General features: G+C 73.2%; 21 protein-coding genes. 9 read left to right on the forward strand and 12 right to left on the reverse strand.

Annotated features, from left to right (window positions below):
* The 7 genes from GXW74_RS19485 to GXW74_RS19515 all read left to right on the forward strand — a co-directional run.
* Positions 1-1354 (forward strand): O-antigen ligase family protein (locus GXW74_RS19485; protein WP_338148279.1); only part of this gene is annotated, 1354 nt, incomplete at its 5' end.
* Complete coding sequence (locus tag GXW74_RS19490) at positions 1323-1916, forward strand: sugar transferase (protein ID WP_211848218.1); 594 nt, start codon at positions 1323-1325, stop codon at positions 1914-1916. The genes GXW74_RS19485 and GXW74_RS19490, both read left to right, overlap by 32 nt.
* Before the next feature lie 51 nt (positions 1917-1967).
* Complete coding sequence (locus tag GXW74_RS19495; RefSeq protein ID WP_338148280.1) at positions 1968-3149, forward strand: DegT/DnrJ/EryC1/StrS family aminotransferase; 1182 nt, start codon at positions 1968-1970, stop codon at positions 3147-3149.
* Between the two features lie 2 nt (positions 3150-3151).
* Complete coding sequence (locus GXW74_RS19500) at positions 3152-4495, forward strand: glycosyltransferase family 4 protein (protein WP_211848317.1); 1344 nt, start codon at positions 3152-3154, stop codon at positions 4493-4495.
* Positions 4492-5565: a non-hydrolyzing UDP-N-acetylglucosamine 2-epimerase gene (wecB, locus tag GXW74_RS19505; protein WP_338148281.1), complete on the forward strand. Its 1074-nt coding sequence runs from the start codon at positions 4492-4494 to the stop codon at positions 5563-5565. The genes GXW74_RS19500 and wecB overlap by 4 nt, the downstream gene beginning before the upstream one ends.
* Positions 5566-5786: 221 nt before the next feature.
* A complete protein-coding gene (locus GXW74_RS19510) occupies positions 5787-6836 on the forward strand; it encodes a glycosyltransferase family 4 protein (protein WP_211848219.1) in 1050 nt (349 codons plus the stop codon).
* Between the two features lie 38 nt (positions 6837-6874).
* Complete coding sequence (locus GXW74_RS19515) at positions 6875-8794, forward strand: polysaccharide biosynthesis protein (protein WP_211848220.1); 1920 nt, start codon at positions 6875-6877, stop codon at positions 8792-8794.
* A 307-nt stretch (positions 8795-9101) separates the two neighbouring features.
* Here the strand turns inward: GXW74_RS19515 and GXW74_RS19520 are convergent, their stop codons facing one another.
* The 10 genes from GXW74_RS19520 to GXW74_RS19565 all read right to left on the reverse strand — a co-directional run bounded on the left by GXW74_RS19520 (position 9102) and on the right by GXW74_RS19565 (position 20314).
* Positions 9102-10694 carry a proton-conducting transporter transmembrane domain-containing protein gene (locus GXW74_RS19520; RefSeq protein ID WP_211848221.1) on the reverse strand — a complete coding sequence of 531 codons (1593 nt, stop codon included), beginning with the start codon at positions 10692-10694 and terminating at the stop codon, positions 9102-9104.
* Positions 10691-12208 (reverse strand): complex I subunit 5 family protein, encoded by a 1518-nt coding sequence (locus GXW74_RS19525; RefSeq protein WP_338148282.1) that lies wholly within the window; start codon positions 12206-12208, stop codon positions 10691-10693. The genes GXW74_RS19520 and GXW74_RS19525 overlap by 4 nt, the downstream gene beginning before the upstream one ends.
* The gene (locus GXW74_RS19530; protein ID WP_211848222.1) at positions 12205-12504 is read right to left on the reverse strand and encodes an NADH-quinone oxidoreductase subunit K; all 300 of its coding nucleotides are present in this window, start codon (positions 12502-12504) and stop codon (positions 12205-12207) included. The genes GXW74_RS19525 and GXW74_RS19530 overlap by 4 nt, the downstream gene beginning before the upstream one ends.
* On the reverse strand, positions 12501-13442 hold the full coding sequence (locus GXW74_RS19535; RefSeq protein ID WP_211848223.1) for a hydrogenase subunit MbhD domain-containing protein: 942 nt from the start codon (positions 13440-13442) through the stop codon (positions 12501-12503). The genes GXW74_RS19530 and GXW74_RS19535 overlap by 4 nt, the downstream gene beginning before the upstream one ends.
* On the reverse strand, positions 13439-13732 hold the full coding sequence (locus tag GXW74_RS19540) for a cation:proton antiporter (RefSeq protein ID WP_211848224.1): 294 nt from the start codon (positions 13730-13732) through the stop codon (positions 13439-13441). The genes GXW74_RS19535 and GXW74_RS19540 overlap by 4 nt, the downstream gene beginning before the upstream one ends.
* Positions 13729-13995 (reverse strand): monovalent cation/H+ antiporter complex subunit F, encoded by a 267-nt coding sequence (locus GXW74_RS19545; protein ID WP_211848225.1) that lies wholly within the window; start codon positions 13993-13995, stop codon positions 13729-13731. The genes GXW74_RS19540 and GXW74_RS19545 overlap by 4 nt, the downstream gene beginning before the upstream one ends.
* On the reverse strand, positions 13988-14491 hold the full coding sequence (locus GXW74_RS19550; RefSeq protein WP_211848226.1) for a Na+/H+ antiporter subunit E: 504 nt from the start codon (positions 14489-14491) through the stop codon (positions 13988-13990). The genes GXW74_RS19545 and GXW74_RS19550 overlap by 8 nt, the downstream gene beginning before the upstream one ends.
* A gap of 1 nt (position 14492) precedes the next feature.
* Entirely contained in the window at positions 14493-17576 is a 3084-nt protein-coding gene (locus GXW74_RS19555) for an efflux RND transporter permease subunit (RefSeq protein WP_211848227.1), read from the reverse strand.
* On the reverse strand, positions 17573-18670 hold the full coding sequence (locus GXW74_RS19560) for an efflux RND transporter periplasmic adaptor subunit (protein WP_246523709.1): 1098 nt from the start codon (positions 18668-18670) through the stop codon (positions 17573-17575). Before GXW74_RS19560 ends, GXW74_RS19555 begins: the two co-directional genes overlap by 4 nt.
* A gap of 189 nt (positions 18671-18859) precedes the next feature.
* Positions 18860-20314, reverse strand: coding sequence for an alpha/beta hydrolase (locus tag GXW74_RS19565; protein ID WP_211848229.1), 1455 nt, complete (start codon positions 20312-20314; stop codon positions 18860-18862).
* Between the two features lie 125 nt (positions 20315-20439).
* Between GXW74_RS19565 and GXW74_RS19570 the strand changes: the two genes are divergently transcribed.
* Positions 20440-21471, forward strand: a complete 1032-nt coding sequence (locus GXW74_RS19570) for an AI-2E family transporter (protein ID WP_211848230.1) — start codon at positions 20440-20442, stop codon at positions 21469-21471.
* Positions 21472-21844: 373 nt separating this feature from the next.
* On the opposite strand, the gene GXW74_RS19575 is transcribed toward GXW74_RS19570, so the two are convergent.
* Both GXW74_RS19575 and GXW74_RS19580 read right to left on the reverse strand, forming a co-directional pair.
* The gene (locus tag GXW74_RS19575) at positions 21845-23299 is read right to left on the reverse strand and encodes a GntP family permease (RefSeq protein ID WP_211848231.1); all 1455 of its coding nucleotides are present in this window, start codon (positions 23297-23299) and stop codon (positions 21845-21847) included.
* Between the two features lie 3 nt (positions 23300-23302).
* Complete coding sequence (locus GXW74_RS19580) at positions 23303-24349, reverse strand: patatin-like phospholipase family protein (RefSeq protein WP_211848232.1); 1047 nt, start codon at positions 24347-24349, stop codon at positions 23303-23305.
* 257 nt (positions 24350-24606) lie between these two features.
* Between GXW74_RS19580 and GXW74_RS19585 the strand changes: the two genes are divergently transcribed.
* The gene (locus tag GXW74_RS19585; RefSeq protein WP_211848233.1) at positions 24607-25845 is read left to right on the forward strand and encodes a patatin-like phospholipase family protein; all 1239 of its coding nucleotides are present in this window, start codon (positions 24607-24609) and stop codon (positions 25843-25845) included.
* Positions 25846-25930 lie beyond the last annotated feature (85 nt).

Below are 25930 nucleotides of genomic sequence, written 5' to 3' on the forward strand. Positions count from 1 at the left end.
CGCCGCCCGTGCCGCCGCCGCCCGTGCCGCCGCCGCCCGCTCCGCGATCGCCATCCGCGCCGCCCGCGCCGACGCCGACGACGCCCGCGGCGCCGCCCGGGATCGGCGGATGCTGAAGGCGCCGGGGCTTGGCGCGGCCGTCGGGGGTGTCGCTGCCGTGCTGCATTTCGCCGGGGCGCTGAAATCCGCCCCACCGCTCGCGGCGCTGCCCTTCGACCTGACGGTGGCGGCGGCGCTCGGGCTCTTCGCGTTGCTGCCTCTGCTGGCGGCCGGCCGCGCCTGGTCCGCGGACGCACGCATCGCCCTGCCGCTCGCCGCCTGCGGGGCGCTGTGGCTGTGGCTTGTGCTGGCGGGGGCCTGGAGCCCCTCCCGCACCATCCTGCAGGCCAAGCTATCGGATGCGGTGCTGCTCGGGCCGCCGATGCTGCTTGCGGGACTGGCGGTGGCGGGCGAGGGGCGGGCCCTGCGTGCCGGCGCGGATGTCGCCCTGGCGATCGGCGTCTTCGTCGCCGGCGCCATTGCCTGGGGGCTGGCGACCGACCGCGTGGTGCTCGGCGGGCTGCCGGGCGCGCAGCCGGAACAGGTGCGGGTGCAGTACCAGATCGCCGGGCTGGCGATCGCCTCGGCGGCCGCGCTGGCGGCGGTGCGGGCGGCGGAGGCACGGCACATCGCCGCACGACTCGCTTGGTTGGCGCTGGTCACGCTGCTCGCCGCCGCGGCGCTGCTGCCGGGGGGGCGCGCGGCGCTGGCGGCGCTGGTGCTCGCGCTCGCCGTCGCCCCGGCCATCGCGTTGTGGCGCCGCGGGCGGCGGGGGCAGGCGCTGGGCTGGCCCTTCGCCGTATTCGCGGGCGCGGCGCTGATGCTCGCCGCGGTGCTGGGCGATCCGCCGCTCGCCGCCGGACTGCGCACGGTCGAGCGCCTGGCGGAAGGAGAAGTGGCGCAATCCTCCGGCCGGCTCGCCCTGTGGCGCGCGGCAGCCGAGCAGGGCGGCGCTGCCCTGCCCTGGGGCCTTGGCACCGGCGGTTTCGCCATCGCGGCGGGGCATGGCGAGCGGCGTGGCCTCTATCCCCACAACCATCCGCTGGAGGCGTTGGCCGAGGGCGGGCTGCCGGGATTGCTGTTCTGGGTCGTCGCCTTCGGCGGCGGTGCCGTGGCGGCGGTTACGCTCGGCGCGCGGGCGGAAGGCTGGCGGGCGGCGCGCGTCGCCGCGCTGGCGCTGCCGATGGCGCTGTCGGTGATGGTCTCGACCGACCTCGGCAACCGGATGGCCTGGTTCGCGCTGGGGCTCGCGCTCGGGCTCGGTGTGGCCGCGGACGACCGCGATGTACGCGCGCTGCGGCAAGCGGGCGCTTGACCTGGTCGGCGCGGCGCTGCTGCTCGTGGCGCTGTCGCCGGTGATGGCCGCGGTGGCGGCTATCGTGCGTGTCGCGCTCGGGCGGCCGGTGATCTTCCGCCAGGTGCGGGCAGGGCGCAGCGGCGCGCCCTTCGCCGTGTTGAAGTTCCGCACGCTGCGCGAGGGACCTGGCGACGACGCCGCGCGCATGACGCGGGCGGGGCGGGTCCTGCGCGCGCTGGCACTCGACGAACTGCCGCAGCTCCTCAACGTCCTGCGTGGGGAGATGAGCCTGGTCGGGCCACGTCCGCTGCCGTTGAACTATGTGGCGCTCTACGCCCCACGCCAGGCGTTGCGCCTGGCGGTCCGGCCGGGCCTCGCGGGGCTGGCGCAGGCTGCGGGGCGCAATGCGATCGGCTGGTCGGCGCGGCTGGAACTCGATGCGCGCTATGCGGAGGCGCCGCCGCGTCTCTCGCGCGACCTCGCGCTGCTGCTGCGCTGCGCCGCCCTGGCCGCAACCGGACGGGGCGTCGCGGCGCCGGGACACGCCTCGATGCCACCGTTTCGTGGCGAGAGAACATAACTCTTGGTTGATTTGTCGGTTCGATACTAACATCACCGCGTGACGGTCCTGGTGCCCCTTCGCGCCTCCGCCCCTTGGCGCGGCACGCCCGCCGCCGAGGCCTGGACGCGGCGCATCCACCTCTCTCCGCCGCATCTGACGGGGCGGGAGATGCCCGCGTTGCGGGAGGTGCTGGAGAGCGGCTGGGTCGCCCCCGCCGGTCCCGCGATCGCCGCCTTCGAGGCCGCGGTCGGCGCCGCCACCGGCTTTCCGCATGTGCTCGCCACCGCCTCCGGGACGGCGGCGCTGCATCTGGCGTATCGCGTGCTCGACATCGCGCCGGGGGACGAGGTCTGGGCACCGGGCTTCACCTTCGTCGCCACCGTCGCCCCTGCGGTGCAGATGGGCGCGGTGCCGCGGTTCCTCGATGTGGCGCCGGAGTCCTGGACGCTCGACCCAGATCTGCTGCGGCGGGAACTGCGGGCGGCGGCGCAGCGCGGGCGACTGCCGCGCGCGGTGGTGGCGGTGGACATCTACGGGCAGGCGACCGAGCTCGACGCCATCCTCGCCGCCTGCGACCGCTGGGGCGTGCCGGTGGTCAGCGACAGTGCCGAGGGGCTCGGCGCGACGCTGCGTGGGCGCCATGCCGGACGCGGGGCACGGCTCGCCGCCTTCTCCTTCAACGGCAACAAGATCGTCACCGCCGGCGGCGGCGGGGCGCTCGCCGCGGACGACCCGGTGCTGCTGGCGCGGGCGCGGCACCTCGCCGCCCATGCCAAGGACCCGGCGCCGCACTACCAGCATTCCGTCACCGGGCATGCCTATGGGATGTCCTCCGTGCTGGCGGCGGTGGGGCTCGCCCAGGTGGCGGCGCTGCAGGAGCGGGTGGTGGCGCGGCGTGCCATCTTCGCGCGCTATGTGGCAGGGCTGGCTGACCTGCCGGGCCTCGCCTTCATGCCCGAACCCGATTGGGGCCGCGCTTCGCGCTGGCTGACCGCGGTGCTGGTGGACCCCGCGCGGTTCGGCACGGATCGGGAGGCGCTGCGCCAGGCGCTGGATGCCGCCGGCATCGAGAGCCGCCCGGTGTGGAAGCCGCTGCCGCAGCAGCCTGTCTTTGCCGATGCGCCCTCGGCCGGCGGCGCGGTGGCGGCCGGGCTCTACGTGGGTGGGCTCTGCCTGCCCTCCGGCACCGGCATGACGATGGACGAGCAGGACCGCGTCATCACCGTGATCCGCGCCGCCTGCCGGGCGTGAGCATGCGCATCCTCTACCTGCACCAGCATCATTCCGGACCGGCGGGCAGCACCGCGACGCGCAGCCATGCCTTCGCGGAGGCGCTCGCCGCGCGCGGCCATGAGGTGACCATCGGCTGCGGCCGCTACGACGGCGCGGCGACGGGGCTCGTCGGGTCCTTCCGCCATGGGCGGAGAGAGGGGCGCGTCAGCCGGCATCGCGTCGTCGAATTCGACATCCGCTGCGGCAACGCGATGGGGCTTGCGGCGCGCAGCGCGGCGTTCCTGCGCTTTGCGGCGCGCGCCGTGCCGCTCGCGGCCTCGGGGCGGTTCGATGTGGTCGTCGCGTCCTCGACGCCGCTGACCGTGGCCTTGCCGGCGCTCATCGCACGGCGGCTGTGCGGCACGCCCTTCGTTTTCGAGATCCGCGATCCCTGGCCGGAGCTGCCGCGCGCCATGGGCGGCGTGCCGCGGCCGGTGCTTGCCGGCATGGAGCGCCTGGCCGATGCCGCCTGCCGGCGCGCCGCCGCGGTGGTGGCGTTGAGCGAAGGCATGGCCGGGACCGCCGTGGCCCGCGGCGCCGACCCGTCGCGCGTCCATGTCGTGCCGAATGGCTGCGACCTGCAGCTGTTCGGCCCGCATCTGGCGCCGTGGCGGCCGGCCGAGGCGGCGCCATGGGAGTGCCTCGCGCTCTATGCAGGCGCGCATGGGCGGGCGAACGGGCTCGGCACGCTGCTCGACGCGGCCGGAGTGCTGCTCGCGCGGGGAGAGACGCGGCTGCGCATCCTGCTGGCCGGCGAGGGCGGCGAAAAGCCGGCGCTGATGGCCCGCGCCGCGGCGGAGGGGCTGACCAACGTGACCTTCCTCAGCCCGTTGCCGCGCCGGGCACTGGGCGGGCTGATGGCGGGCTGCCAGGTGGCGCTGCACGTGCTGGCCGATGTGCCGGCCTTCGCGGAATGGACGTCGCCCAACAAGATCATGGACGGGCTCGCGGCCGGGCGGCCGCTGGTGACGAACCAGCCGGGACGCGCGGCCCGCATCGTCGAAGACGGCCCCTGCGGCATCGCCGTGCCGCCTGGTGATGCGGTCGCGCTGGCCGACGCGCTGGTGCGGCTCGCGCGCGATCCGGCGCTGCGCGAAGGCATGGGGGCGGCCGCACGGCGGCAGGCGGTGACGCGGTGGGATTGGCGGGTGCTGGGGGAGCGGTTCTGCGCCTTGGTGGAAAGGGCGGGGGAGGGGAACCTCCCCCGCTCCCCCTCCCTTCTTCGGCCGTTGGGAACTGACAGCGGCGGACAGTGCCCAGGTGCCAAAAAAGGGAGGGGGTTCGGGGGAGGTTCACCCTCCCCCGACCTTCCTTCTTCGCCGTGACTCTCCCCGCCCTGCACCTGGTCGCCGCCGCGCGCCCCAACCTCCCGAAGCTCGCCGCGCTGTGGCATGCGCTCGCGGAGGCCCCGCCCATCTGCGCGCCCTTGCTGCTGCACACCGGCCAGCATCACGACGCCGCCATGTTCGGCGACCTGCGCGAGGATCTCGGCCTGCCGGAGCCGGCGATTTCCCTCGGCATCTCCGGCGGTACGCATGCCGAGTTGACGGGCCGCACCATGATTGCCTGCGAGGCGGCCTGGCAGCGCGAGCGCCCGGCCCTGGTCGTCGTCGCCGGCGACGTGGATGGCGCGCTCGCCGCGGGGCTCGCCGCGCGCAAGCTGCGCATCCCGGTCGCGCATCTGGAGGCGGGGCTGCGCTGCGAGGATCGCGACATGCCGGAGGAAATCAATCGCTGCGCGCTGGATGCCATCGCCGACCTGCTCTGGGCGCCGGACAAGACGACCGCCCTGCGCCTGATCGCGGAGGGCCACGGCGCGGGGCGCGTGCGGGCTGTCGGCAACGCCATGGTGGACAGCCTGATGCGCCACCTGCCGGCGGCGCGCGCGCGGCCGCTGCCTGCGGGGCTCGAGCCTGGCGGCTATGGCGTCGTCACCCTCCACCGCCCTGCCAATGTCGATGACCCGGAGGCGCTGGCGGCGCTGCTCGACGGCATTGCGGCGGCGGCGCAGCACCTGCCGCTCGCCTGGCCGCTGCATCCGCGCACGCGGGCGCGTATGCAGGGCTTCGGCTTCGGGCCGCCGCCGCGCGTCGTGATGCTGCCACCGCTGCGCTACCTGGATTTCCTCGCGCTGATGGCGCGCGCGCGGCTGGTCGCGACGGACAGCGGCGGCGTGCAGGAGGAGGCGGCGGCGCTCGGCCTGCCTTGCCTGACGCTGCGACCTTCCACCGAGCGGCCGGCGACGGTCGAGGCAGGCGGGAACCGGCTGGTGGCGGCGGCGGAACTCGCGGAGGCGGTGCGCAACCCGCCGGGGCGGGCGCGGGGAATACCGCTGTGGGACGGCAAGGCGGGGGAGAGGATGCGGGCGCATCTGGCCGAAGTGCTCGGCGCATGAGCGCGCTGATGAAGATCGGGGGAGGGGAACCTCCCCCGAACCGGGACCCCATCAACGTTGCTCGGCACGGCCGACGGGACCGCCAAGCCCTTCCTTCCTTGTCGCTTGGCACCCCCCGCGGCAGTCAGTTCCCAAATGCCAAAGAAGGAGGGGGGTCTGGGGGGAGTTCATCTCCCCCCATCCTTCTGCTCTCCGCCGCTCACCCGCCGGCCGACACCAGGGTGGTCCGCAAGGAGGGTGCCGCGCTGGCCGCCGCCGGCTGGCGCGTGCTGCATCTCTGCCCGGCCATCGGCGACCCGCCCGCCCGGGTGGACAGTGTGGAGATCGTGCCGCACCGGCATCGGCGCCTGCGCGGCCTGCTTGCCCTGGCGCGCGACGCCGCGGCGCTCCGCCCGGCGGTGATCCATGCCTCCGAGCCAGATGCCTGGCTGGCCGCGCTGCTCGCGGCGCGGCGCTGCGGCGCTCGGGTGGTGCTGGATGTGCACGAACACTACCCATCGCGCCTCGATGCACGCCTGCCGGCGGTGATGCGGCCACTGGCGCGTGCGGCGATCGCCCTGGCCTGCCGGCTGATGGGGCGCACCGCGGATGCTGTGGTGGTGGCGAAGGACGGGCTGGATGCGCCCTTCGCCGGCGCGCGGCGCCTGGTCGCGGTGCGCAACTATGCCCCGGCGCCCGTGGAAGCGCCGCGTGCGCATGGGCCAGGGCCGCTGGTGCTTGGGCATCTCGGCGCGATCGGGCGGGCGCGGGGCTGGCCGCAGATGCTGGCGGCGCTGGCGCTGGCGCCGCCCGATACGCGGCTGGTGCTGGTCGGCCGCTTCACGGACGGCAGCGAGCCGGCATTCCATGCCCGCGCGGCCGAGCTCGGGCTTGCGGACCGCGTCGAAGTGACCGGATGGCTGCCCCAGGCGGAGGCGCTGCAGCGGCTGGGCGCCTGCGACATCGCGCTGGTGCTGTTCCAACAGGGCGAGGAGAACCACCGCCTCGCCCTGCCGCACAAGCTGTTCGACGCCATGGCTGCCGGCCTGCCGGTGATCGCGCCACGCTTCGCCGAGGAGGTCGCGGCGGTCGTGCGCGAGTCCGGCTGTGGGCTGCTGGTGGACAGCGGCGACCCGGCGGGGATTGTTGCTGCGGTCGTGCAACTTGCCGACCCCACGCGCCGCGCCGCGCTGGGCGAGGCGGGCTGGCGGGCGGCGCGCTGGCGCTTCGCCTGGGAAACGGAGGCCGAACGCCTGGTCGGGCTCTATCGCGAATTCGTTCCCCGACCGTGACCCTGGCGGGCGAGGCCCGGGCGCCCTATTAGGCCGGCATGGCCCGCGGCCCTTCCCATCGGATCCTGCTCAACCTGGCGCTGGACAGCCTGCTGGCCCTGGCCGCCCTGCCGGCGGCGGTGTGGCTGGCCGCGCCCGGCGCCTGGCCGGACGGCATCTGGTGGGCCGGCGCGCTGCCCGGGGCGGTGGTGGCGCTCGGCGCCGCCGGCGTGCCGCTGCGCCTGCCGTTGCAGTACTGGCGCTTCGTCGGCCTCGGCGACCTGATGGCGGTGGCCGGGGCGGCGGTGGTGGCGGCCATGCTGTTCTCGGCGGGGCTGCACCTCACCGGAGGCTGGCGGCCGCCCAATCCGGCTTTCCCGGTGATCCATGCCGCGACGCTCGCGGCGCTGCTGATCGCCGCGCGCGTCGCCGGCCTGCTGCAGGCGGCGCGGCACGCCGGGGACGCGGCGCCGGATGCGCAGAACGTGCTGGTGGTCGGCGCGGCGGAGGGAACGGACCTGTTCCTCCGCGCCCTGTCGCGCGACCGGAGGGCGCCCTACCGTGTCATCGGCATCCTCTCGCTGCGCGCCCGGCAGGCGGGGCGGCGGATGCAGGGGCATCCGATCCTCGGCACGGTCGAGGATCTTGAAGCGGTGCTCGATACGCTGCGGGCGGAGGGGCGGCTGCCCTCGGTCATCGTGCTCGCCTCCAGCATCGCCGGCCCGGCGCTGGAGGGCGTGCTGGACGCCGCCGACCGCCATGGCGTGCCGGTGCGGCGCGCTCCGGCGCCGACCCGGCTCGCCCCCGCCGGGGGCGAGGAGGCGCGGCGGGTCGAACTGCGCCCGGTCTCGATCGAGGACCTGCTCGACCGCCCGCAGGTGCCGCTGGACCGGGAGGGCATGGCCCGGCTGGTGCAGGGGCGGCGCGTGCTGGTCACCGGCGCCGGCGGCACCATCGGCGGGGAGCTTGCGCGGCAGGTCGCGGCGCTTGGCCCGGCGACGCTGACGCTGCTCGATCACGGCGAATACGTGCTCTACGAGATCGACCTGGAGTTGCGGGAGAAGCATCCCGAGGTCGCGCGTCGCGCGGTGCTCGCCGATGTGCGCGACGAGGCGCGCATCCGCCGGCTGTTCGAGGAGATCAGGCCCGAGCTCGTCTTCCACGCCGCCGCACTCAAGCATGTGCCGATGGTGGAGAACGATCCGCTCGAAGGGCTGCTGACCAATGCGCTCGGCACGCGCATCGTCGCCGATGCGGCGCGGTCGGTGGGCACTACGGCGATGGTGTTCATCTCCACCGACAAGGCGGTGAACCCGACTTCCGTGATGGGCGCATCGAAGCGGCTGGCGGAGATGTACTGCCAGGCCTTCGACCGGGAAGCCCGGCACGGCCAGGGCACGATGCGCTGCATCACCGTGCGCTTCGGCAACGTGCTGGGGTCCACGGGGTCCGTGGTGCCGCTGTTCCGCCGGCAATTGGAACGCGGCGGGCCGCTGACGGTCACGCATCCCGACATGCGCCGCTACTTCATGACGGTGCGGGAAGCGGTGGGCCTGGTGCTGCAGGCGAGCGTCGTCGGCACCACGGACCCGGTGAACATGCCGCCCGAGCTCGCCGATGGCGGGATCTTCGTCCTCGACATGGGGGAGGCGGTGAAGATCGTCGACCTCGCGCGGCGGATGGTGCGGCTGGCGGGGCTGCGGCCGGACGAGGACATCGAGATCCGCTTCACCGGCCTGCGGCCCGGCGAGCGGCTGTTCGAGGAATTGTTCCACGGCAAGGAAGCGCCGCGCCCGACGGAATATCCGGGCCTGCTGGTGGCGACGCCGCGCACGGCGGATGCGGCGCTGGTCGGCCGCGCCATCGACGAGATCGCCGCCGCCGCGCGCAGCGGCAATCCGCGCGCGGCGCTGCAACAGCTCGCGCGGCTGGTGCCGGAGTTCGAGCACGCGCCGGAAGGCACCGTCGCGACGCGGTGAGGCGGCGGTTCCGAGAGGGGGCGCGCGCCATGCGCGCGAAGATGCGGCGATGAGGGAACCGGAGAGGGGCTTCGCCCCTCTCCAGACCTCTCCCCACCAAAGGCCGAAAGGCCTTTGGAAACCATCACCTGGTGTTGGGCAGGGCAGGAAGTTCGCGGGGGCGAAGGGAGTGCCGCGCCCGCAGCGCGCTTCTTCGTGCGGCCGTGGCCGTCATGTCCGGCACCAGGTATCCGCGGTCCAGGGGGCCGCAGCCCCCTGGTGGGGGAGCTCGAGGGGGCAACGCCCCCTCGATCCACCTGCTCCACCGCTACCGCCCGGCCCCGCCCAGCGCCACGCCGAAGGCAAGGGACATGGCGAGCAGCGCAAGTCCCGCCACGGGCCAGGATCGAAAGACCGTTTCGACCCCCGCCAGGACGGCGGCGAGGCGCGCCATGCTGTGCCGCAGCGGCCCGGCCAGCACGACGACATCGCCTTGCGGGAGTTCCGGCATTCGGTCCCCCGCCCGCCACAGCAGCATGAAGCCGGCAGCGCCAAGCAGCACCGGCCAGAGCGCCTTCCAGAGTTCCGCGGGCGTCAGCAGCGCCGGCGCTTCGATACCGAACAGCGCCCAGGGCACGGCCATGGCCAGCGCCGCCATGGCGAGCCAGCACGCCACCAGCGGCAAGGCGGGCCTGGCGCCCTCCATCGCCGCCAGCCGCCGCACGAAATGCAGCATGAGCACCGTCGAGCCCGCCGCCGAGGCCGCGGCAAGCCCTGCCGCCAGATCCCCCGCAAAGGCATCCTTCACCATGGCCTTGGCGAACCACCCGCCGGTCAGCGGCAACCCGCCGAAGCCGAGCGCCAGCACCAGTGCCGGCACCAGCACCGCCAGCCGTCCCGCGCCCACGACGCCGACCGAGAGGAACAGCGCCCCCTTCGCCAGCACATGCGCCAGCGCATAGGCAGCGACGGCCCCGGCCGTCCCCGGCAGCCCGTGGGCCATGCCGAGGCCGAAGGCCGCCGTCGCCACCCCCATCTGGCTGACGCTGGAATAGGCGAGCACCGCCTTCGCCTCCCGCTGCGTGACGCCGCAGGCGACGCCCCAGAAGGCGGTCACGAAGCCGACCACGGCCAGCAGGCCGCCCCAGGCCTCGGGCGTCGCCTCCGGCGGCAGGAAGCGCAGCAGGCCGATGATGCCGGCCTTGATGATGGCGCCGCTCAGCACCGCCGAGGCCGGCGCCGGCGCCGCCGGGTGCGCCAGCGGCAGCCAGACATGCAGCGGCACCAGCCCCGCCTTCAGCCCGAAGCCGATCACCAGCATCGCGATGGTCACGTCGCGCAGGGGTGAAGTCGGCAGGGCGCGCAATACGTCCGTGATGGCGAGGCTCTCGCCCGGCGCGAAGGCCGCCAGCAGCGCGAAGGCGCCGAGCAGCGCCGCTTCGCCGAGCAGCGTCAACGTCAGGTAGAGCCCACCCGCCCGCCAGGCCCGCGCCGTGCGGTCGTGGATCACCAGCCCCCAGGCGGGCAGGCTCGCCAGCGCATAGACCAGGTAGAAGCCGATCAGATCGCCGGCGACGAAGACGCCGAGGCTCCCGGCCATGGTCGCGAGCCACCAGGCGGCGAAGCGCGGCAGTCCCGGCGAGCCGGCGAAGTAACCGCGCGCATAGACCCCGGCCACCGCCCAGAGCAGCGAGGCCGCGCCGAGCAGCAGCGCCCCCGGCGCATCGAGCGCAAGGTTGAGCCGCAGCCGGCCATCGAGCACCAGCGGCGGCCCGCCGGCGGCGAAGATCGCGCAGGCCAGCCCCGGCAGCGGGGCAACCCAGAGCCAGTCCGGCACCTTCTCCCGCGCCGGACCCCAGGCCAGCGCCGCCAGCATCGCCAGCGGCAGCAGCGGCGTCGCCGCCAGCAGCACGGCCGTCACGGCACGCCCCCGACAGCAAGATCGAGCCGGCCGATCTGCACCAGCCCGAAGGCGCCGAGCGGCAGGAAGCCCAGCGCCACCGAGATCAGCGCCAGCCCCAGCGCGATCCACGCGCGGCTGTCCTCCCGCCCCGTCGCGCCGCCCGGCCCGGCGGTCAACGCCGTCGCCAGCACGCGGTAGACATAGGCGCCGGTCAGCAGCCCGCCGCCCAGGATCACCAGCGCCCACCACCATTGCCCGGCCTCGATTGCCGAAGTCAGCAGCAGCCACTTCGCCGCGAAGCCGCCGGAGGGCGGCACGCCCATCAGCGACAGCCCGGCCAGGCCGAAGGTCAGCAGGCAGAGCGGCATGGCCCGCCCCGCACCGGCGAGGTCGGCGATGCGGTCATGCCCGAGCCCCTTCGCCATCAGCCCGACCGCGAGGAACATCGCCGCCTTGGCGAAGGCGTGGGAGACCGCCTGCAGCACGCCGCCGGTCCAGGCCCGCGCCGCGTCCTCCGGCGTGCCGAGGGCGGCCGCCAGCAGCGGGAACATCAGGAACAGGTATCCGATCTGCGCCACGGTCGAATAGGCGACGAGGAGCTTCAGCCGCGCCTGGGCCAGGGCCGCCGCGCTGCCCAGGATGATCGCCGCGGCGCCGAGGCCGGCAAGGATCTGCGCCGCCGCCGGCACCGGCAGCCCCGGCATGACGCCGAACCACAGCCGCACCAGCAGCACGAAGGATCCCTTGACCACCAGGGCCGAGAGCACCGCGCTCGCCGCTGCCGGCGCGCCGGAATGGGCTGGCGGCAGCCAGAGGTGCAGCGGCAGCAGCGCCGTCTTCGCGAGCAGCCCGGCGGTCATCAGCGCCACGGCGACGATGGTGGCCGGTATGGCGCGCGTGCGCTCCGACAGCAGCACGATGTCGAGCGTGCCGTAGGCGCCGTAGAGCAGCGCCACGCCGAGCAGGTAGAGCACCGAGCCCAGCAGGGCGAACATCAGGTAGCGCAGCGCGGCTTCGAGGGTTGCGCGCCCGCCGTCCAGGCACACCAGCGGCACGGCAGCGAAGCTCAGCAGTTCGAGCGCGACATAGAGGGTGAAGAGGTCGTCGGCGACGAGGACCAGGTTGATCCCACCCCACAGCGCCAGCAGCAGCGCCCAGAAGGAGAGCGCCTCCCGCCGCTCCGGCGCGCCCGCCGGCGTGCCGAACCCGGCGCGGGCGAACAGGGCGACGGCGCCGATGACGATGGCGGCGGTGAGCATCATCGCCGCCGAGAGCCCATCCGCGCGGAAGGCGAGGCCGAGCGGCGGCGCCCAATGCCCGAGCAGATGGACCAGCGGGGCGCCGCTCGCATAGGTGGCCGCCGCCATGCCGAGGGCGATCAGCAATCCGAAAGGCACCAGCGCCAGTGTCAGCCGTTCCGCCCCACGCGCACCGAGCGGCAGGGCGGCCACCATGCCGGCGACCGGCAGCACCACCGCGAGCACCGGCAGCATGCCCCAGGGCGTGGGCGCGAGGGTGACAGCCGCCGTCACGGGGGATCCGACCGCCCCTCGCCTTCGGCGGAAAGGCGCAGCAGCAGCATGACGGCGAGGGTGGTGGCGGCGAAGGCGACGACGATGCCGGTGAGGATGATGGCCTGCGGCACCGGGTCGCCGGGAAAGCCGGCCCCGGCGCCGCGCCGCGCCACCGCGCCGAACACCAGGAAGACCCCGCCGCCGAGCAGGTTGAAGGCGAGGATGCGCAGCAGCGGCGAGGGCCTCGCCAGCAGCCCGAACAGGCCGATGCCGACGAGCGCCGCGCCGAGCAGGCCATAGAGGGTCGCGCTCATGCCCGGTCCTCCTCCTCCGGCGGGCCCATGACCAGCAGGGCGAGCGCCACGGCGATGGAGGCGGTCAGCGCGAATTCGACCGCGAGCACCAGCGCCTTGGTCCAGCCCGCCGGGTAGGCCAGGAAGGCGCCTTCCGCCAGCGCGCCGGCGACGCCGATGGCGAGGAACAGCCCCGCCCCGGCCGAGACGGCGAAGCGCAGCCGGCGCGAGGCGATGCGCGGCGGCGTGGCGAGGCCTGCCATCCAGGCGAGCAGCCACATCGCGGCGAGGATCGCCGCCGCCTGGAATTTTCCGCCCGGCGCATCCTTGCCGACCCAGAGGATGTGCAGCGCGATGACGATGCCGATCGGCGGCAGCAGCCGCGCCAGCAGCGCCAGCGGACCACTTTCGACGCGCAGGTGGAAGGGGCCGGGAAAGCCGCCCCAGCCGCCCGGCGGCGTGAGCGACCACACGCCGACCACCGCCAGCACCACCACCGCCGATTCGAGCAGCGTGTCGAGCGCGCGATAGGACATCAGCACCCCGGCAACGGGGTTGCCGAGCGCGGTGGCGGGAAGGTTGGCGGCGACCTCGGCGGCGAGGCTCGGCGTCGGCTCGGGCAGGGAGAGGATGGCGGCGCCGATCGCCACCGCGACGGCGGCGCAGCACAGTGCGATCAGCGCCGTCAGCAGCGGCCCCGGGGCACGTTCCGTCGCCACCGGGCGGGCGGCGAGCCGCGCGGCGGCGGTGAGCAGCAGCACGCCCGACAGCCCGGCGCCGATCGCCGCCTCGGTCAGCGCGATGTCCACCGCGCCGAGGCGCACCCAGGCGAGGCCCAGCAGCAGGCCATAGGCGATGAAGAAGGCGGTGGCGGTGAAGGCGCTGCGCGCGGCCACCATGCCTGCCGCGAGCGCCAGGATCGCCGCGCCGATCGCCAGGTCGGCGAGCAGGCCGGTCATGGCGGCGCATCCTCCTCGCGCGCCAGGCGGGCGATCAGCGGCCCCACCGTCGCGCCGGCGAGCAGCGCCAGGGCCCAGATGACCAGCAGCTTGAGCGCCGGCAATACACCGCCCGCCTGCGGCAGCAGGCCGAGCACGATGAGGCCGAGGCCGAGATGGTCCGCCTTGGTCAGCGCATGCAGGCGGCTGCTGGTGTCGGGAAAGCGCAGCAGCCCGGCCGTGCCGGCAACGAAGAAGAGGATACCGGCGAAGACCGCGACCAGGGTGAAGCCATCGAGGAGCAGGCTCATCGGCGTGAGGCCCGGCCGGGCGCGGCGACGACCAGCGCGACGGCGGCGAAGGCGGCGAGCAGCGCCAGGGTCAGCGCCGCGTCCAGCAGCGCAGGCGTCGCGGTGGCAGCGGCGAGCAGGACCAGCACTGCGATCCCGCCCGTGCCGAGCAGTTGCGCCGCCATGACGCGATCCGCCGCGCCGGGGCCGCGCAGGATGCGCAGCAGGCCGGCCGCGACCGTCAGGAGCACGAGCAGCGCGGCGAGTTGCAGCAGTTCAGCCATCGGCGCCGATGGCCTGGGCGAAGCGGGCCTCCTCCTGCGTCATCGCCTCGCCGACCGGCGTGCGGCTGTCGAGGGCGTGGATCGCGATCGCCCCGCCGTCCAGGGGGCCGGCCGGCAGGGTGCCGGGCAGAAGGCTGGCATAGGCGAGGAAGGCATCCTGCGCGCGGCCGGCTTTCAGGCGCGGCGTCCAGGCCAGCATGCCGGGATGCGGCCGGCGGCGCGGATCGAGGGCGAGAAGGGCGACCTCGGTCCCCGCCCGCAGCGCCTGCCAGGGGAAGCGCAACACCAGCAACAGCAGCGCCCCGGGCCGGGGCCGCCATGGCAGCGGCGGCATCAGGCGCAGGCTGGCCCAGGTTGCGAACCCGGCGGCCAGCAGCCCGACCACCAGGCCGTCCGGCGCGGGGCCGGCCAGCACGACCCACAGGCCGAGAAACGCCGCACCCCGCGCCGCGGCCGCCAGCGTCGGCCCGCGCGGTGGTGCGCCGGCCGCCGCCATGTCAGCCGGCCGCCGCCGGCGCGGGCGGCGTCCCCTCGGCCCGAGGCGGGCGAGGCTTGCCGCCGAACACCGTGACGTAGAGCGTCGGCAGGAAGACCAGCGTCAGCAGCGTCGCCACCATCAGCCCGCCCATGATGGCGAAGGCCATCGGCCCCCAGAACACCGTCGGCGCGATCGGGATCAGGCCGAGCACGGTCGAGATCGCGGTCAGCAGCATCGGCCGCAGGCGGGAGGAGGCGGCGGCGATCACCGCATCCCAGACCTCCTTGCCCTCGGCCCGGTCGGTCTCGATCTGGATGATCAGGATGATCGCGTTCTTCGCGATCATGCCGAGCAGCGACAGGATGCCGAGGATGGCGACGAAGCCGAGCGGCCGGTTGAACACCAGCAGCGCCAGCACGACGCCGATGATGCCGAGCGGCAGCAGCGCCAGCACCAGCCCGAGCCGCCGGAAGGAGCCGAGCTGGAACATCAGCAGCGTGAGCATGATGAGCAGCATCATCGGCACCACGGCGATGACCGAGGCCTGGCTGTACGCGCTTTCTTCCGCGATGCCGCCGAGATCGACGCGGTAGGGGCGTTCGAGCGTCGCGTTCAGCGCGTCGATGCGCGGCTGCAGCGCGGCGACGACGGTATCGGGCAGCACGCCCGGATTGACATCGGCGCGCACGGTCAGCGTCGGCACGCGGTTGCGCCGCCAGATCAGCGGGAATTCCTGCGTGTGCTCGAAGGTGGCGAACTGCGTCAGCGGTACCGTCCGCCCGCCCGGCAGCGACACCTGGAGCGAGCGCAGCGTGTCGAGCGACAGCCGCTGGTCCGAGGTTGCGCGCACCACCACGTCGATCAGGTAGATGTCGTCGCGCACCTGGGTGATGGCGGTGCCGGTGACGGCGGCGTTGATCGCCGCCGCCAGCTCGGCGGAGGACAGGCCGAGCCGCCGCGCCTCGTCCTGGTCGACGCGCACGCGCAACTGGCGGGAGGGTTCCATCCAGTCGAAATGGACGTGCCGGGCGCCGGGCGTGTCCGCCAGCAGCTTCGCCACGTCCTGGGCGATTACCCGCACGCGCTCGATGTCCGGGCCGTTGACGCGGTACTGCAGCGGCCAGCCGACCGGCGGGCCGAGCTCGAGCGGATAGACGCGCGAGACGGCGGAGGGGAACTGCTCGGCGAGCAGCGTTTCGAGCCGCCGATGCAGGCGTTCGCGGCCGGGCAGGTCCTTCGCCACCACCACCGCCTGGGAGAAGAAGGGCAGGGCGAGCTGCACGTTCAGCGGCAGGTAGAAGCGGATGGCGCCGCGGCCGACATAGGTGCTCCAGCGCTCCACGTCCGGATCCGCGGCGAGCGCGGCATCGAGGCGCCGCGACACCTCCTCCGAGGCGAAGATCGAGGCGTTCTGCGGCAGCGTGACCTCGACCAGCAGCTCGGTGCGGTCGGAGGAGGGAAAGAACTGCCGCGGCACGAACTGCATGGCGAAGACCGCGACGCCGAACATGACGACGGTGAAGGCGATGGTCACCCACTTCGCCCGCATCGCCATGGTCAGGAATGCGGTGTAGCCGCGCAGGATGGCGCCCGGCTTCGCCGGCTCCGCGGAGGCCTTCGGCGCCTTCAGGATCGCCATGCCGAGCAGCGGCGCGAAGATCACCGCCACGAACCAGGAGACGATCAGCGCGATGCCGACCACGGCGAAGATCGAGAAGGTGTATTCGCCCGCCGAACTGCGCGCGAAGCCGATCGGCACGAAGCCCGCGATCGTCACCAGCGTGCCGGTCAGCATGGAGGAGGCGAGGCTGCTGTAGGCGAAGGTCGCCGCCTTGGGCTTGCTGTCGCCGGCCGCCAGCCGCCGGATCATGGCGTCGATGGTCGTCATCGCGTCGTCGACCAGCAGCGTCAGCGCGATGATCAGCGCGCCGAGCGAGATGCGCTGCAGGTCGATGCCGAAGACCGACATCAGCGGGAAGACGATGGCGAGGGTCAGGGGTATCGACAGCGCGACCACCGAGCCCGCCCGCATGCCGAGCGCCACGAAGGACGCCGCCATGATGATCAGGATCGCCTGCCACAGGCTGTCGGTGAAGTCGCCGATCGCCTCATCGACCGTCACCGCCTGGTCGGCGACCAGGACGGGCTCGATGCCGATCGGCAGGCCGGCGCGGATCTCCTCCATCGCCGCCTTGATGTTGCGGCCGAGCGCGAGGATGTCCCCCGAATCGCGCATGGCGACGGCGAGGCCGATCGCCGGCTGGCCGTTCACGCGGAACATCGGCTGCGGCGGATCGGCGGTGGCGCGGCGCACCTCGGCGATGTCGCCCAGGCGGAAGACGCGGTCGCCTGCGACGAAGTTGACGTTGCGGATGTCCTGCTCGTTCGTGAAGGCGCCGGAGACGCGGACCAACAGGCGTTCCTGCCCGGTCTCCACCAGGCCGGCCGGGCGCACCAGGTTCTGCGCCTGCAGGGCCGCGATGAGCGCGCCCCGGTTCAGGCCGAGGCCGGCGAGGCGCTCGGTCGAGAACTCGATGAAGATGCGCTCGTCCTGGGCGCCGAGGATCTCCACCTTCGAGACATCGGGCACCAGCAGCAGGCGGGACCGCGCGGCTTCCACGTGGTCGCGCAGCTCGCGCTGGGTGAAGCCGTCCGCGGTGAAGCCGTAGATGATGCCGAAGGTGTCGCCGAAATCGTCGTTGAAGAACGGCCCGACCACGCCCTGCGGCAGGGTGTGGCGCATGTCGGCGACGCGGCGGCGCACCTGATACCACATGTCCGGCACCACCGAGGGCGGCGTCGATCCCTTGAGGTCGACGAAGATCGTTGTCTGCCCCGGCACGGTGTAGGAGCGCAGGTTGTCGAGGTTCGGCGTCTCCTGCAGGGTGCGCTCGAGCCTTTCCGTCACCTGCAGCAGCGTCTCCTCGATCGTCGCGCCGGGCCAGACGGCGGAGACGATCATGGTGCGGAAGGTGAAGGCCGGGTCCTCGTTGCGCCCGAGCTTGAGGAAGGCGAAGGAGCCTGCCACCAGCGCGACGATCATGAAGTAGACGACGAGCGAACGCCGCCCGATCGCCCATTCGGAGAGATTGGGCCCGATCATCGTGCGCCGCCGAGCAGGCGCACCTTCTGGCCCGGCCTGAGCGCCTGGACGCCGGCCGTGACCACGATCTCACCGGGTTCGAGCCCGCTGCCGACGACGACATGGCCGGGGTCGTGGCGGACCAGCTCGACCGTGCGCAGCGCGACGGTCTGCTCGGCCGGGTTCACCACCCAGACGGCAGGCTGTCGGTCGGCCCGCGTCAGCGCCGAGGCCGGGATGGCGAAGCCCGCGCTCGCGCCGAGCGTCAGCCGCCCCGTCACGGTGGCGCCGAGGCGCATCGCCGGCGGCGGATCGGCGAGGCCGACGCGCACCTGGAAGGTGCCGGTCACCGCATCGGCGCGCGGTGCCACTTCCCGCACCCGGCCGGTGGTGCGCACATTCGGGTCGGTGGCGAGCACCACCTCGATCACCGGGTTGGCGGGCGCCTGGTCCTTCAGCGTCGGCGGCACGTCGAACACCGCGTCGCGGCCCTCGTCGCGCGCCACCTGCACGATCATGCGGCCGGGCTGCACCACCTCCCCCGGCTCGGCACCGCGCTGGGTGACGCGGCCGTTCACGTCACTGACGAGCTCGGTGTAGCCGAGCCGTGTCTCGGCGATGCCGACCTGCGCCTCGGCGGCATCGACGGCCGATTGCGCGCTCTGGCGCGTCTGCGCCGCCTGGTCGTAGCGGACGCGGGTGGTCCAGCCGTCGCGCAGCAACTCGGACTGGCGCCAGTAGTTGTTCTGCGCCTCGACGAGCTGCGCCCGCGCGGCGGCGAGCTGGGCACGGGCGGCGCGCAGGCCGTTCTCCTCGTTCTCGCGGTTCAGCCGCGCCACCACCTGGCCGGCGCGCACCGTGTCGCCGACATTGACCAGGCGTTCCACCAAGCGGCCGTCGATGCGGAAGGCGAGGTTCACCTCGGTCTCGGCCTGCACGGTGCCGGTCAGGGAGACGACCTCTCCGCCCGCGGCGCGTTCCACCGTCACGACGCGGACGGGGCGGATCTCCGGCGGCGCCGGCGGCGGCCCGCCGTCGCAGGCGGCGAGCAGGCCGATGGCGAGCGCGCAGGGCAGGGCGGCGCGACGAGGGGGCCGAGGGAACCGGTGTTGCATCATGGTGTCCAGTGTCGGCGTATCATTCGGGAGGGATCGTCATTACGCTCATGCCTTCCCGGCGGGGCCATGCGCAAGGCAAAGTCTGAAGGCACCCGGTCTGTCGGCATCGGCACGCTCCGGAGCCTAGGCGGGCCACGCCCCGCTGTGATGCGCCGTCTGTCCCATGGATGCTCCGGGCGTCCCGCCTCATCGCATCGGCACCGCTTCGGTCACCCGGCCAAGCAGGTAGGGAAAGAACGGATTCGACGTCACACGGGAGAGCTGGTCGAGTCCCACCGCGAGCACCCCACGCTCCCCGCGGATCGCGATGGCGCCCAGTCGCGCGCCGAAATCTTCCGCCGGATCCGGATCCGCGCCGTAGAGCCCGTCCTGCGGCGGGAAGGGGATCGCGACATGGGACAGGGAGAAGACATCCCTCGGCCAGACGGCGCCGAGGACGGCCGTCTCATCCTCCCGCGCGCCGGCGGGGGTGCGCCGCGCCAGCACCGCATCGGTTTGCGGCCCGGCATTGGTGACGATCGTCAGCGCGTAGGCGCGCGGCGCGGGCGGCAGGATGCGGCCCAGCACCGCATAGGCGCCGGCGGCGAAGAGCGGCCCGAAGCGCGCATTGCGGTTGAGGTCGAACAGCACGACCTCGCTGCCGTTCTCCGGCAGCCGCGCATAGAGGGCGGACAGCACCGCCGGCGTCGAGACCGTGGCATCGACCACCGACTGGAAGGTCAGCACCGGCGGCATCGCCGAAAGCCGCCCCGCCGCCGCCAGCCGGTCGAGCTGCGCCTGCAGCGCCGCGGTCAGCCGGTGGGTCTGGCGCGCCGCGTTGACCGGGAAGGAATTGTATTTGAACGGGTTGAACTCCGGCTGCACGTCGAGCCAGGCGGCGCGGGCAAAGCGCGGCAGCAGCGAAGGCAGGCCGGCGATGCCGGCGAAGCGCGCGAAGGCCGTCACGCCCACCATGGGCGAGAGCAGCACGATGCGCTCTGCGCGCGGCAGGCGCGGGTCCTCGATCGCGTCAAGTTGATGCTTCAGCGCCAGGGCGCCGCCGTTGGAGTAGCCTACCAGGTGGATCGGCCGCTCCTGGCCGATGCGCGCCCGTGCCTCGCGCACCGCGAGCCGCGTCGCCGCCATCCAGTCCTCCCAGGCCGCGCGCGTCAGCCCGGCAGGGACGGTGCCGTGGCCGGGCAGGCGGATGGCGATGGCGAGGAAGCCGCGCCCGCGATAGGCCTCGGCGAGATGCCGCAGGCTGAAGGGCGCGTCGGTCAGCCCGTGCAGGAAGACGGCGGCGCCGATCGGCGCGCCTGCGGGCTCCAGCACGAAGGAACGGTTCCAGTCCTGCGCGAAGCGCCCCGGATGCACCGGGCTGCCGGCGAAGAAGCGGTTGGCTGGCACGCGCTCGTCGGGTTCGAGCGCCTCCGTCACCTCCCGCCGCACGGTCGCGAAGGCGGCCTCCTCCGCCGCCATCCAGCGGCGCCAGTCGGCGGCGTCGAGTTCATCCGGGCCCAGTTCCTCCGGCACCACGGTGTGCCACGCCGCGAGCGGCGGACCCTGCTCGGCTTCCCAGGCACGCACGCCGAGAAACAGCAGCAGCAGGACACCGAGCGTCACTGCCCCGCGCACCAGCCAGCGCCGCGTGAAGGACACCATCTGCGACTCCCGTCCGTTGCCGCGAAGCTCGCACGGAACGACGCCGGAACCGAAGCCCTTGCACGTCGCGCCGCGACGACCGAGTCTGGCGCGCCATCCTCGGGGAGCCTGCGCGGTGACGTTCCATGAATCCTGATCGCGGTCTTCGCGTGCTGCTTGGCCTCTGCGCCGCGGTGCTGGTCGCGGCGGCCTTGCAGGCGGGGCAGGCGATCTTCGCGCCGGTGGTCTTCGCCGTCTTCGTCATCGCCCTTGTCTGGCCGGTGCAGCGCGCGGTGCAGGCGCGCATTCCGGCGGCGCTTGCCATGATCGGCACGGTGCTGGTGACGCTGGTCGTGGTGGCGGCACTCGTGATGTCCATCGCCTGGGCCTTCGGGCGGGTGGCGCAATGGGTGGTGGCGAACGCGTCGCAGCTCCAGGTGCTCTACAATGCCAAGATCGCCTGGCTCGAATCGCAGGGCATCGCCGCGGCTGGCCCGCTTGCCGAGCAGTTCGACGTGCGCTGGCTGGTGCGCATCGCGCAGGGCGTGCTCGGCCAGCTCCAGGGTGTCATCAGCTTCGTCGTGGTGACGGCGGTCTTCGTCATCCTTGGGCTGCTCGAGGTCGGGCAGGTGGCCTCCCAGCTCGCCTGCCGGAAGCAGAGCGGCGCGGCGCAGGGCGTGCTCGCGGGACTTGCCGAGAGCGCGTCGAAGCTGCGCGCCTACATGCTCGTGCGGACCTTCGCCAGCGTGCTGACCGGCGCGGCGGTGTGGGCCTTCGCGCTGTACATGGGGCTCGACCTGGCGGCCGAATGGGGCGTCATCGCCCTGGTGCTGAACTACATCCCCTTCATCGGGCCGCTGATCGCGACCGTCTTCCCGACCGCCGTCGCGCTTCTGCAATTCGGATCCTGGCAGGTGGTGGTGACGGTCTTCGCCGTGCTCCAGGTGATCCAGTTCCTGATCGGGTCCTACCTGGAGCCGCGGCTGGCCGGAAAGCACCTGTCCGTGTCGCCCTTCATGGTGCTGGTCGCGGTGTTCCTCGGGGCGTTCCTGTGGGGGATCCCGGGGGCCTTCATCGGCGTGCCGGTGCTGATCGCGGCGCTGACGCTGTGCGAGCAGTTCGAGGAAAGCCGCTGGGTGGCGGAACTGCTGTCGGGGCGCGGGGCCGGCGCGGAATGATGCGACCCGTGCCTGGCGTGGCGCGGGGAGGGCTCTGCCCTCCCCGGACCCCACCCGCCAAAGGCCGAAAGGCCTTTGGAAACCGGGAGATAACATCAGCGCCACGAGTTCTTCACTCGTGCCGAGGCCGCGAATGCGGCCCGCCGGTGGTCCGGCGCAGCCAAGCAGACCGGAAGTTTGCGCCCGGCGCCTGAGGGCAGGAAAAGCCTCATGCCAGCGGTCGCGAGTAGCGGCCGCTTGTATGAGGGGTGCGTGCCACGTCGGCGTGCGGCACCCCCGCGGCGGCAGATTGTTCAGGTGACGGGTTCCGAGGGCCTTTCGGCCCTCGGCGGGGTGAGGTCCGGAGAGGGGCGGCGCCCCTCTCCGCTGCCCCTCAGAACGACCCGACCACGCTCCCCAGCACGATCACCGCGGCCAGCGCCAGCAAGGCGCTGACGATGCAAGCCATGACGATGTCGATGTAGCTGGTCTTGTGCGTGCAGCCGCAGACGGCGAGCAGCGTCACCACCGCGCCGTTGTGCGGCAGGCTGTCCAGCGTGCCGGCGCCGATCACCGCGACGCGGTGCAGCAGGTCCGGGTTGATCCCCTGCTGGGCGGCGATCTGCATGTAGGTCGGCCCCAGCGCATCGAGCGCGATGGTCAGGCCGCCCGAGGCCGAGCCGGTCAGCGCCGCGAGGATGTTCGTCGCGACCGCCAGGGAAACCAGCGGCCCGCCGCCGATGCCCAGCACCCATTGGCGCACCGCCTCGAAGGCCGGCATGGCGGCCACCACCGCGCCGAAGCCCACCAGGCTCGCCACGCTGACCACCGGCAGGACCGAGGCATTGGCGCCGGCGGTCATGGTGGCGCGCAGCTTCGGCACGCTGAAGCCGTTGGCCAGGATGACGACGATGATGGCGACGAACAGCGCCGTCACCACCGACCACACGCCGGCGACGGCGGTGAGCGTCGTGCCGCCGAAGCGCGGCTCGGCCAGGAAGCTGGCGTCGAGGCGCGGCAGGATGAAGAAGGACATCAGCAGGTTGACGACCACGACGACGAACAGCGGTGCCGCCGCGATCAGGATGGACGGCGGCTCCTTGACGCTCTCGCTGTGGTGGATCTCGGCGGGGTCGAAGCCCTGCGACGTGGTCGCGCGCTCGCGCACGATGGGGTCCTCGGTGGCGGCCTCGGTGGCGTCTTCGGGCCCGTCGCCGAAGCCTTCACCCGCCGCGCGCGCCCGCGCCTCCGCCCGCTGCAGCCACCACAGACCGAAGGCCAGCATGATGGCCGAGGCGATGATGCCGAGCCCCGGCGCCGCGAAAGGCGTGGTGCCGAAGAAGGGCATCGGGATCGCGTTCTGGATCGCCGGCGTGCCGGGCAGGGCCGACATGGTGAAGGTGGAGGTGCCAAGGGCGATCGCACCAGGCATCAGCCGGCGCGGGATGCCGCCGGCGCGGAACAGCCCTTCGGCCATCGGCACCAGCACGAAGAAGGCGACGAACAGGCTGACGCCGCCATAGGTGACCGCGGCGCCGGCCAGCACCACCGCGAGGATGGCGCGCTGCGGCCCGAGCTTCGCGGTGGTCCAGCGGGAGATCGCCTCGACCGAGCCGCTGTCCTCCATCAGCTTGCCGAACAGCGCGCCCAACAGGAAGATCGGGAAGAACTGCGCGATGAACTGCGCCGCGCTGCCCATGAAGGTCTGCGTCCAGTGGGCGAGCAGCGGCTCGCCGGCGAAGGCCGCCGCCACCATCGCCGCGATGGGCGCGAGCAGCAGCACCGAGGAGCCGCGATAGGCCAGCGCGACGAGGATCGCGAGGCCGATGAGGATTCCGGACAGCCCCATGGGTCAGTCCATCTTCAACAGGGTGTCGATGGGCAGGGTGGAACGCGTGCCCAGGGCGGGTCCGTGCTCGGCCATGAAGGTCTCGGCCGCGCGGCGGCCTTCGTCTCGCAGCATGGTCAGGAACTCCCATTCGGCGTTCAGCTTGGAAGAGGCGCCGAGTCCCAGCAGCACGTCGCTGCGCACCAGGTGGACGCGCATCTTCGCCCAGTGCGCGGTCTTCTCGTCGCCGGGATCGGCCACCTGGCGGAGCAGCGCGATCATCTGCAGCTCCTTCAGCAGGACGGCGTTGAAGGCGACCTCGTTCAGCCGGTTGAGGATGTCCCGCGCGGTCTTCGGGATGCCCGGCCGCTCCACCGGGTTGATGCCGACGATGATGGTGTCGTCCGAGACGCACTCGTTGATCAGCGGCGTCATGGTCGGGTTGCCCGAATAGCCGCCGTCCCAATAGGCCTGCCCGTCGATCTCCACCGCCTGGAACATGAAGGGCAGGCAGGCCGAGGCGAGCAGCGCCGCGGGCGAGACGTCGCTGTTGCGGAACACCCGCGGCCGGCCGGTGTGCACATTGGTCGCGGTGATGAACAGCTTGACCGGGGAGGCGGTCAGCCGTTCGAAATCCACCGTCTCGGCCAGGATCGAGGCGAGCGGGTTGGGCAGGCCGAAATCGAGGTCGTAGGGCGAGAAGATCCGCGTCGCCATGTCCATCGCGAGGTAGGCGGGCGAGTTGTCCAGCGTCCAGCGCCCGAGCAGCACGTCGAGCGGCCCGCGCCGCAGCGGGCTCAAGGCGGCGGCGTCCGAGACACGCCGCCAGAAGGTTTCGAGCGCCGCCTTCGCCCCCGCCGCACCGCCATGCATGAGGCCATGCGCCATCACCGCCGCGTTCATCGCCCCGGCCGAGGTGCCCGAGACGGCCTCGATGGTCAGCCACTCCTCGTCGAGCAGCCGGTCGAGCACGCCCCAGGTGAAGGCGCCGTGGCTGCCGCCGCCCTGCAGGGCGAGGTCCACGAGCAGGGGCGCGCGTCCGGCGGAACGGCGGGCTGGGCGTTGAGCCATGGTCGATCACCTCGGTGGCCGGCGTCGGTCCCGGACCTTCGCCCGGCACCGCCCCGACGGCAAAATTTGATGCACTGCACAATTTCGCTTCGAACCTAGACCGATGGGCGGGTCGGGGGAAGCGTGCAGACGTGACGCTTCTGTGCCGGGCGTCCCGTGGTGCTTTCCGCCATCGGGAGGGGCGATCTAGAATGAAAGGGCCCGACCGGTGCCGCCCGGGCCGGGGCTTGGCGGGCGGCGGCGGAGGGGAAGGCGGCATGGCGATGGATGCGAAGGGCTGGCGCGGCGGGGCGCCGGCGCGGCTGCTGGGCGCGGCCGTCCTGCTGCTGGTCCTGGCCGGCTGCGGCAGCATCGCGCGGCTGGAGCCGCCGCCGGTCGCGGCGACCGAGACGCTGCCCATCCTCGGCATCGACAATGCCCGCTTCTGGCTCGATGCCGGCCCCGACGCGATTGCCCGCGAAGCGCGCATGATGCAGCAGCGCCAGGCCGCGCTGCTGCCCGCCGGCCGGCGCGGGGCGCTGCCGCCGGCGCACTACCTGGCCCTGTCGGGCGGCGGGGACAACGGGGCCTATGGCGCGGGCCTGCTGGTCGGCTGGACGCAGTCCGGCCAGCGCCCGAGCTTCGACATGGTGACCGGGATCTCCGCCGGCGCGCTGATCGCGCCCTTCGCCTTCCTCGGGCCGGATTACGACCGGCAACTGAGAGAAGTCTTCACCGAGGTCGCGCCGCGCGACCTGATACTGATGCGCGGCCGGCTGCGCGCGGTGCTGTTCGGGGAGGCGCTGGCCGACACCTCCCCCCTCTATCGCCTGATCGAGCGCCATGTGGACGAGGCGCTGATGGCCGCGATCGCGCGCGAATACGGACGGGGACGGCTGCTGCTGATCGGCACCACCAATCTCGACCTCGGCCGGCCGGTGTTCTGGAATATCGGCGCCATCTCGGCGAGCGGCCACCCGCGGGCGCTCGACCTGTTCCGCAGCATCCTGCTGGCCTCCGCCTCGATCCCCGGCGCTTTCCCGCCGGTGCTGATCGATGTCGAGCACGAGGGCGCCCGCTACCAGGAGATGCATGTCGACGGCGGCGCCGCCCTGCAGGTCTTCCTCTGGCCGCCGGGCCTCGACATCCGCACCGTCGGCCGTCCGCGGGAACGCACCGCCTGGGTGGTGCGCAATGGCCGGCTCGATGCCGAATGGGCGGAGACCAACCGCTCGATCCTGTCGATCGCCGGGCGCGCCGCCTCCACCCTGCTGCACTTCAGCGCGGTCAACGACATCGTCCGCATCTACCTGCTCTCGCAGCGGGACGGGGTGCGCTTCCGGCTCGCCTATATCAGCGCCGATTTCGACGCGCCGCGCAGCGAGGCCTTCGACACCGCCTTCATGCGCGCCCTGTTCGAGCACGGCCATGCCGAGGGGCTGCGCGGCGGGCGCTGGCGGGAGACGCTGCGCCCGGTGGGCTCCATCGACCCGGCGCGGCCAGCGGCGGCGCGCTGATCGTTCCGGCCGGGCCTCTGCTGCGTTGCACAAGGATACCAAGGGTGATTTCGCGCGACGCGGCCGCCGGGTCTAAGAGGGGCCG

It is taken from the genome of Neoroseomonas eburnea (assembly GCF_018129005.1).
GTDB classification, from domain to species: Bacteria; Pseudomonadota; Alphaproteobacteria; order Acetobacterales; family Acetobacteraceae; genus Neoroseomonas; species Neoroseomonas eburnea.

What these genes read in the sequence shown, in the direction of transcription:
- GXW74_RS19550 (WP_211848226.1), bottom strand. Translation starts at nt 14,491, where the DNA reads ATGGCGGCGGCCGGCGCACCACCGCGCGGGCCGACGCTGGCGGCCGCG.
- GXW74_RS19555 (WP_211848227.1), bottom strand. Translation starts at nt 17,576, where the DNA reads ATGATCGGGCCCAATCTCTCCGAATGGGCGATCGGGCGGCGTTCGCTC.
- GXW74_RS19585 (WP_211848233.1), top strand. Translation starts at nt 24,607, where the DNA reads ATGGCGATGGATGCGAAGGGCTGGCGCGGCGGGGCGCCGGCGCGGCTG.
- GXW74_RS19500 (WP_211848317.1), top strand. Translation starts at nt 3,152, where the DNA reads ATGCGCATCCTCTACCTGCACCAGCATCATTCCGGACCGGCGGGCAGC.
- GXW74_RS19535 (WP_211848223.1), bottom strand. Translation starts at nt 13,442, where the DNA reads ATGACCGGCCTGCTCGCCGACCTGGCGATCGGCGCGGCGATCCTGGCG.
- GXW74_RS19530 (WP_211848222.1), bottom strand. Translation starts at nt 12,504, where the DNA reads ATGAGCGCGACCCTCTATGGCCTGCTCGGCGCGGCGCTCGTCGGCATC.
- GXW74_RS19580 (WP_211848232.1), bottom strand. Translation starts at nt 24,349, where the DNA reads ATGGCTCAACGCCCAGCCCGCCGTTCCGCCGGACGCGCGCCCCTGCTC.
- GXW74_RS19575 (WP_211848231.1), bottom strand. Translation starts at nt 23,299, where the DNA reads ATGGGGCTGTCCGGAATCCTCATCGGCCTCGCGATCCTCGTCGCGCTG.
- GXW74_RS19490 (WP_211848218.1), top strand. Translation starts at nt 1,323, where the DNA reads ATGTACGCGCGCTGCGGCAAGCGGGCGCTTGACCTGGTCGGCGCGGCG.
- GXW74_RS19570 (WP_211848230.1), top strand. Translation starts at nt 20,440, where the DNA reads ATGAATCCTGATCGCGGTCTTCGCGTGCTGCTTGGCCTCTGCGCCGCG.
- GXW74_RS19540 (WP_211848224.1), bottom strand. Translation starts at nt 13,732, where the DNA reads ATGAGCCTGCTCCTCGATGGCTTCACCCTGGTCGCGGTCTTCGCCGGT.
- GXW74_RS19565 (WP_211848229.1), bottom strand. Translation starts at nt 20,314, where the DNA reads ATGGTGTCCTTCACGCGGCGCTGGCTGGTGCGCGGGGCAGTGACGCTC.
- GXW74_RS19545 (WP_211848225.1), bottom strand. Translation starts at nt 13,995, where the DNA reads ATGGCTGAACTGCTGCAACTCGCCGCGCTGCTCGTGCTCCTGACGGTC.
- GXW74_RS19515 (WP_211848220.1), top strand. Translation starts at nt 6,875, where the DNA reads ATGGCCCGCGGCCCTTCCCATCGGATCCTGCTCAACCTGGCGCTGGAC.
- GXW74_RS19560 (WP_246523709.1), bottom strand. Translation starts at nt 18,670, where the DNA reads ATGCAACACCGGTTCCCTCGGCCCCCTCGTCGCGCCGCCCTGCCCTGC.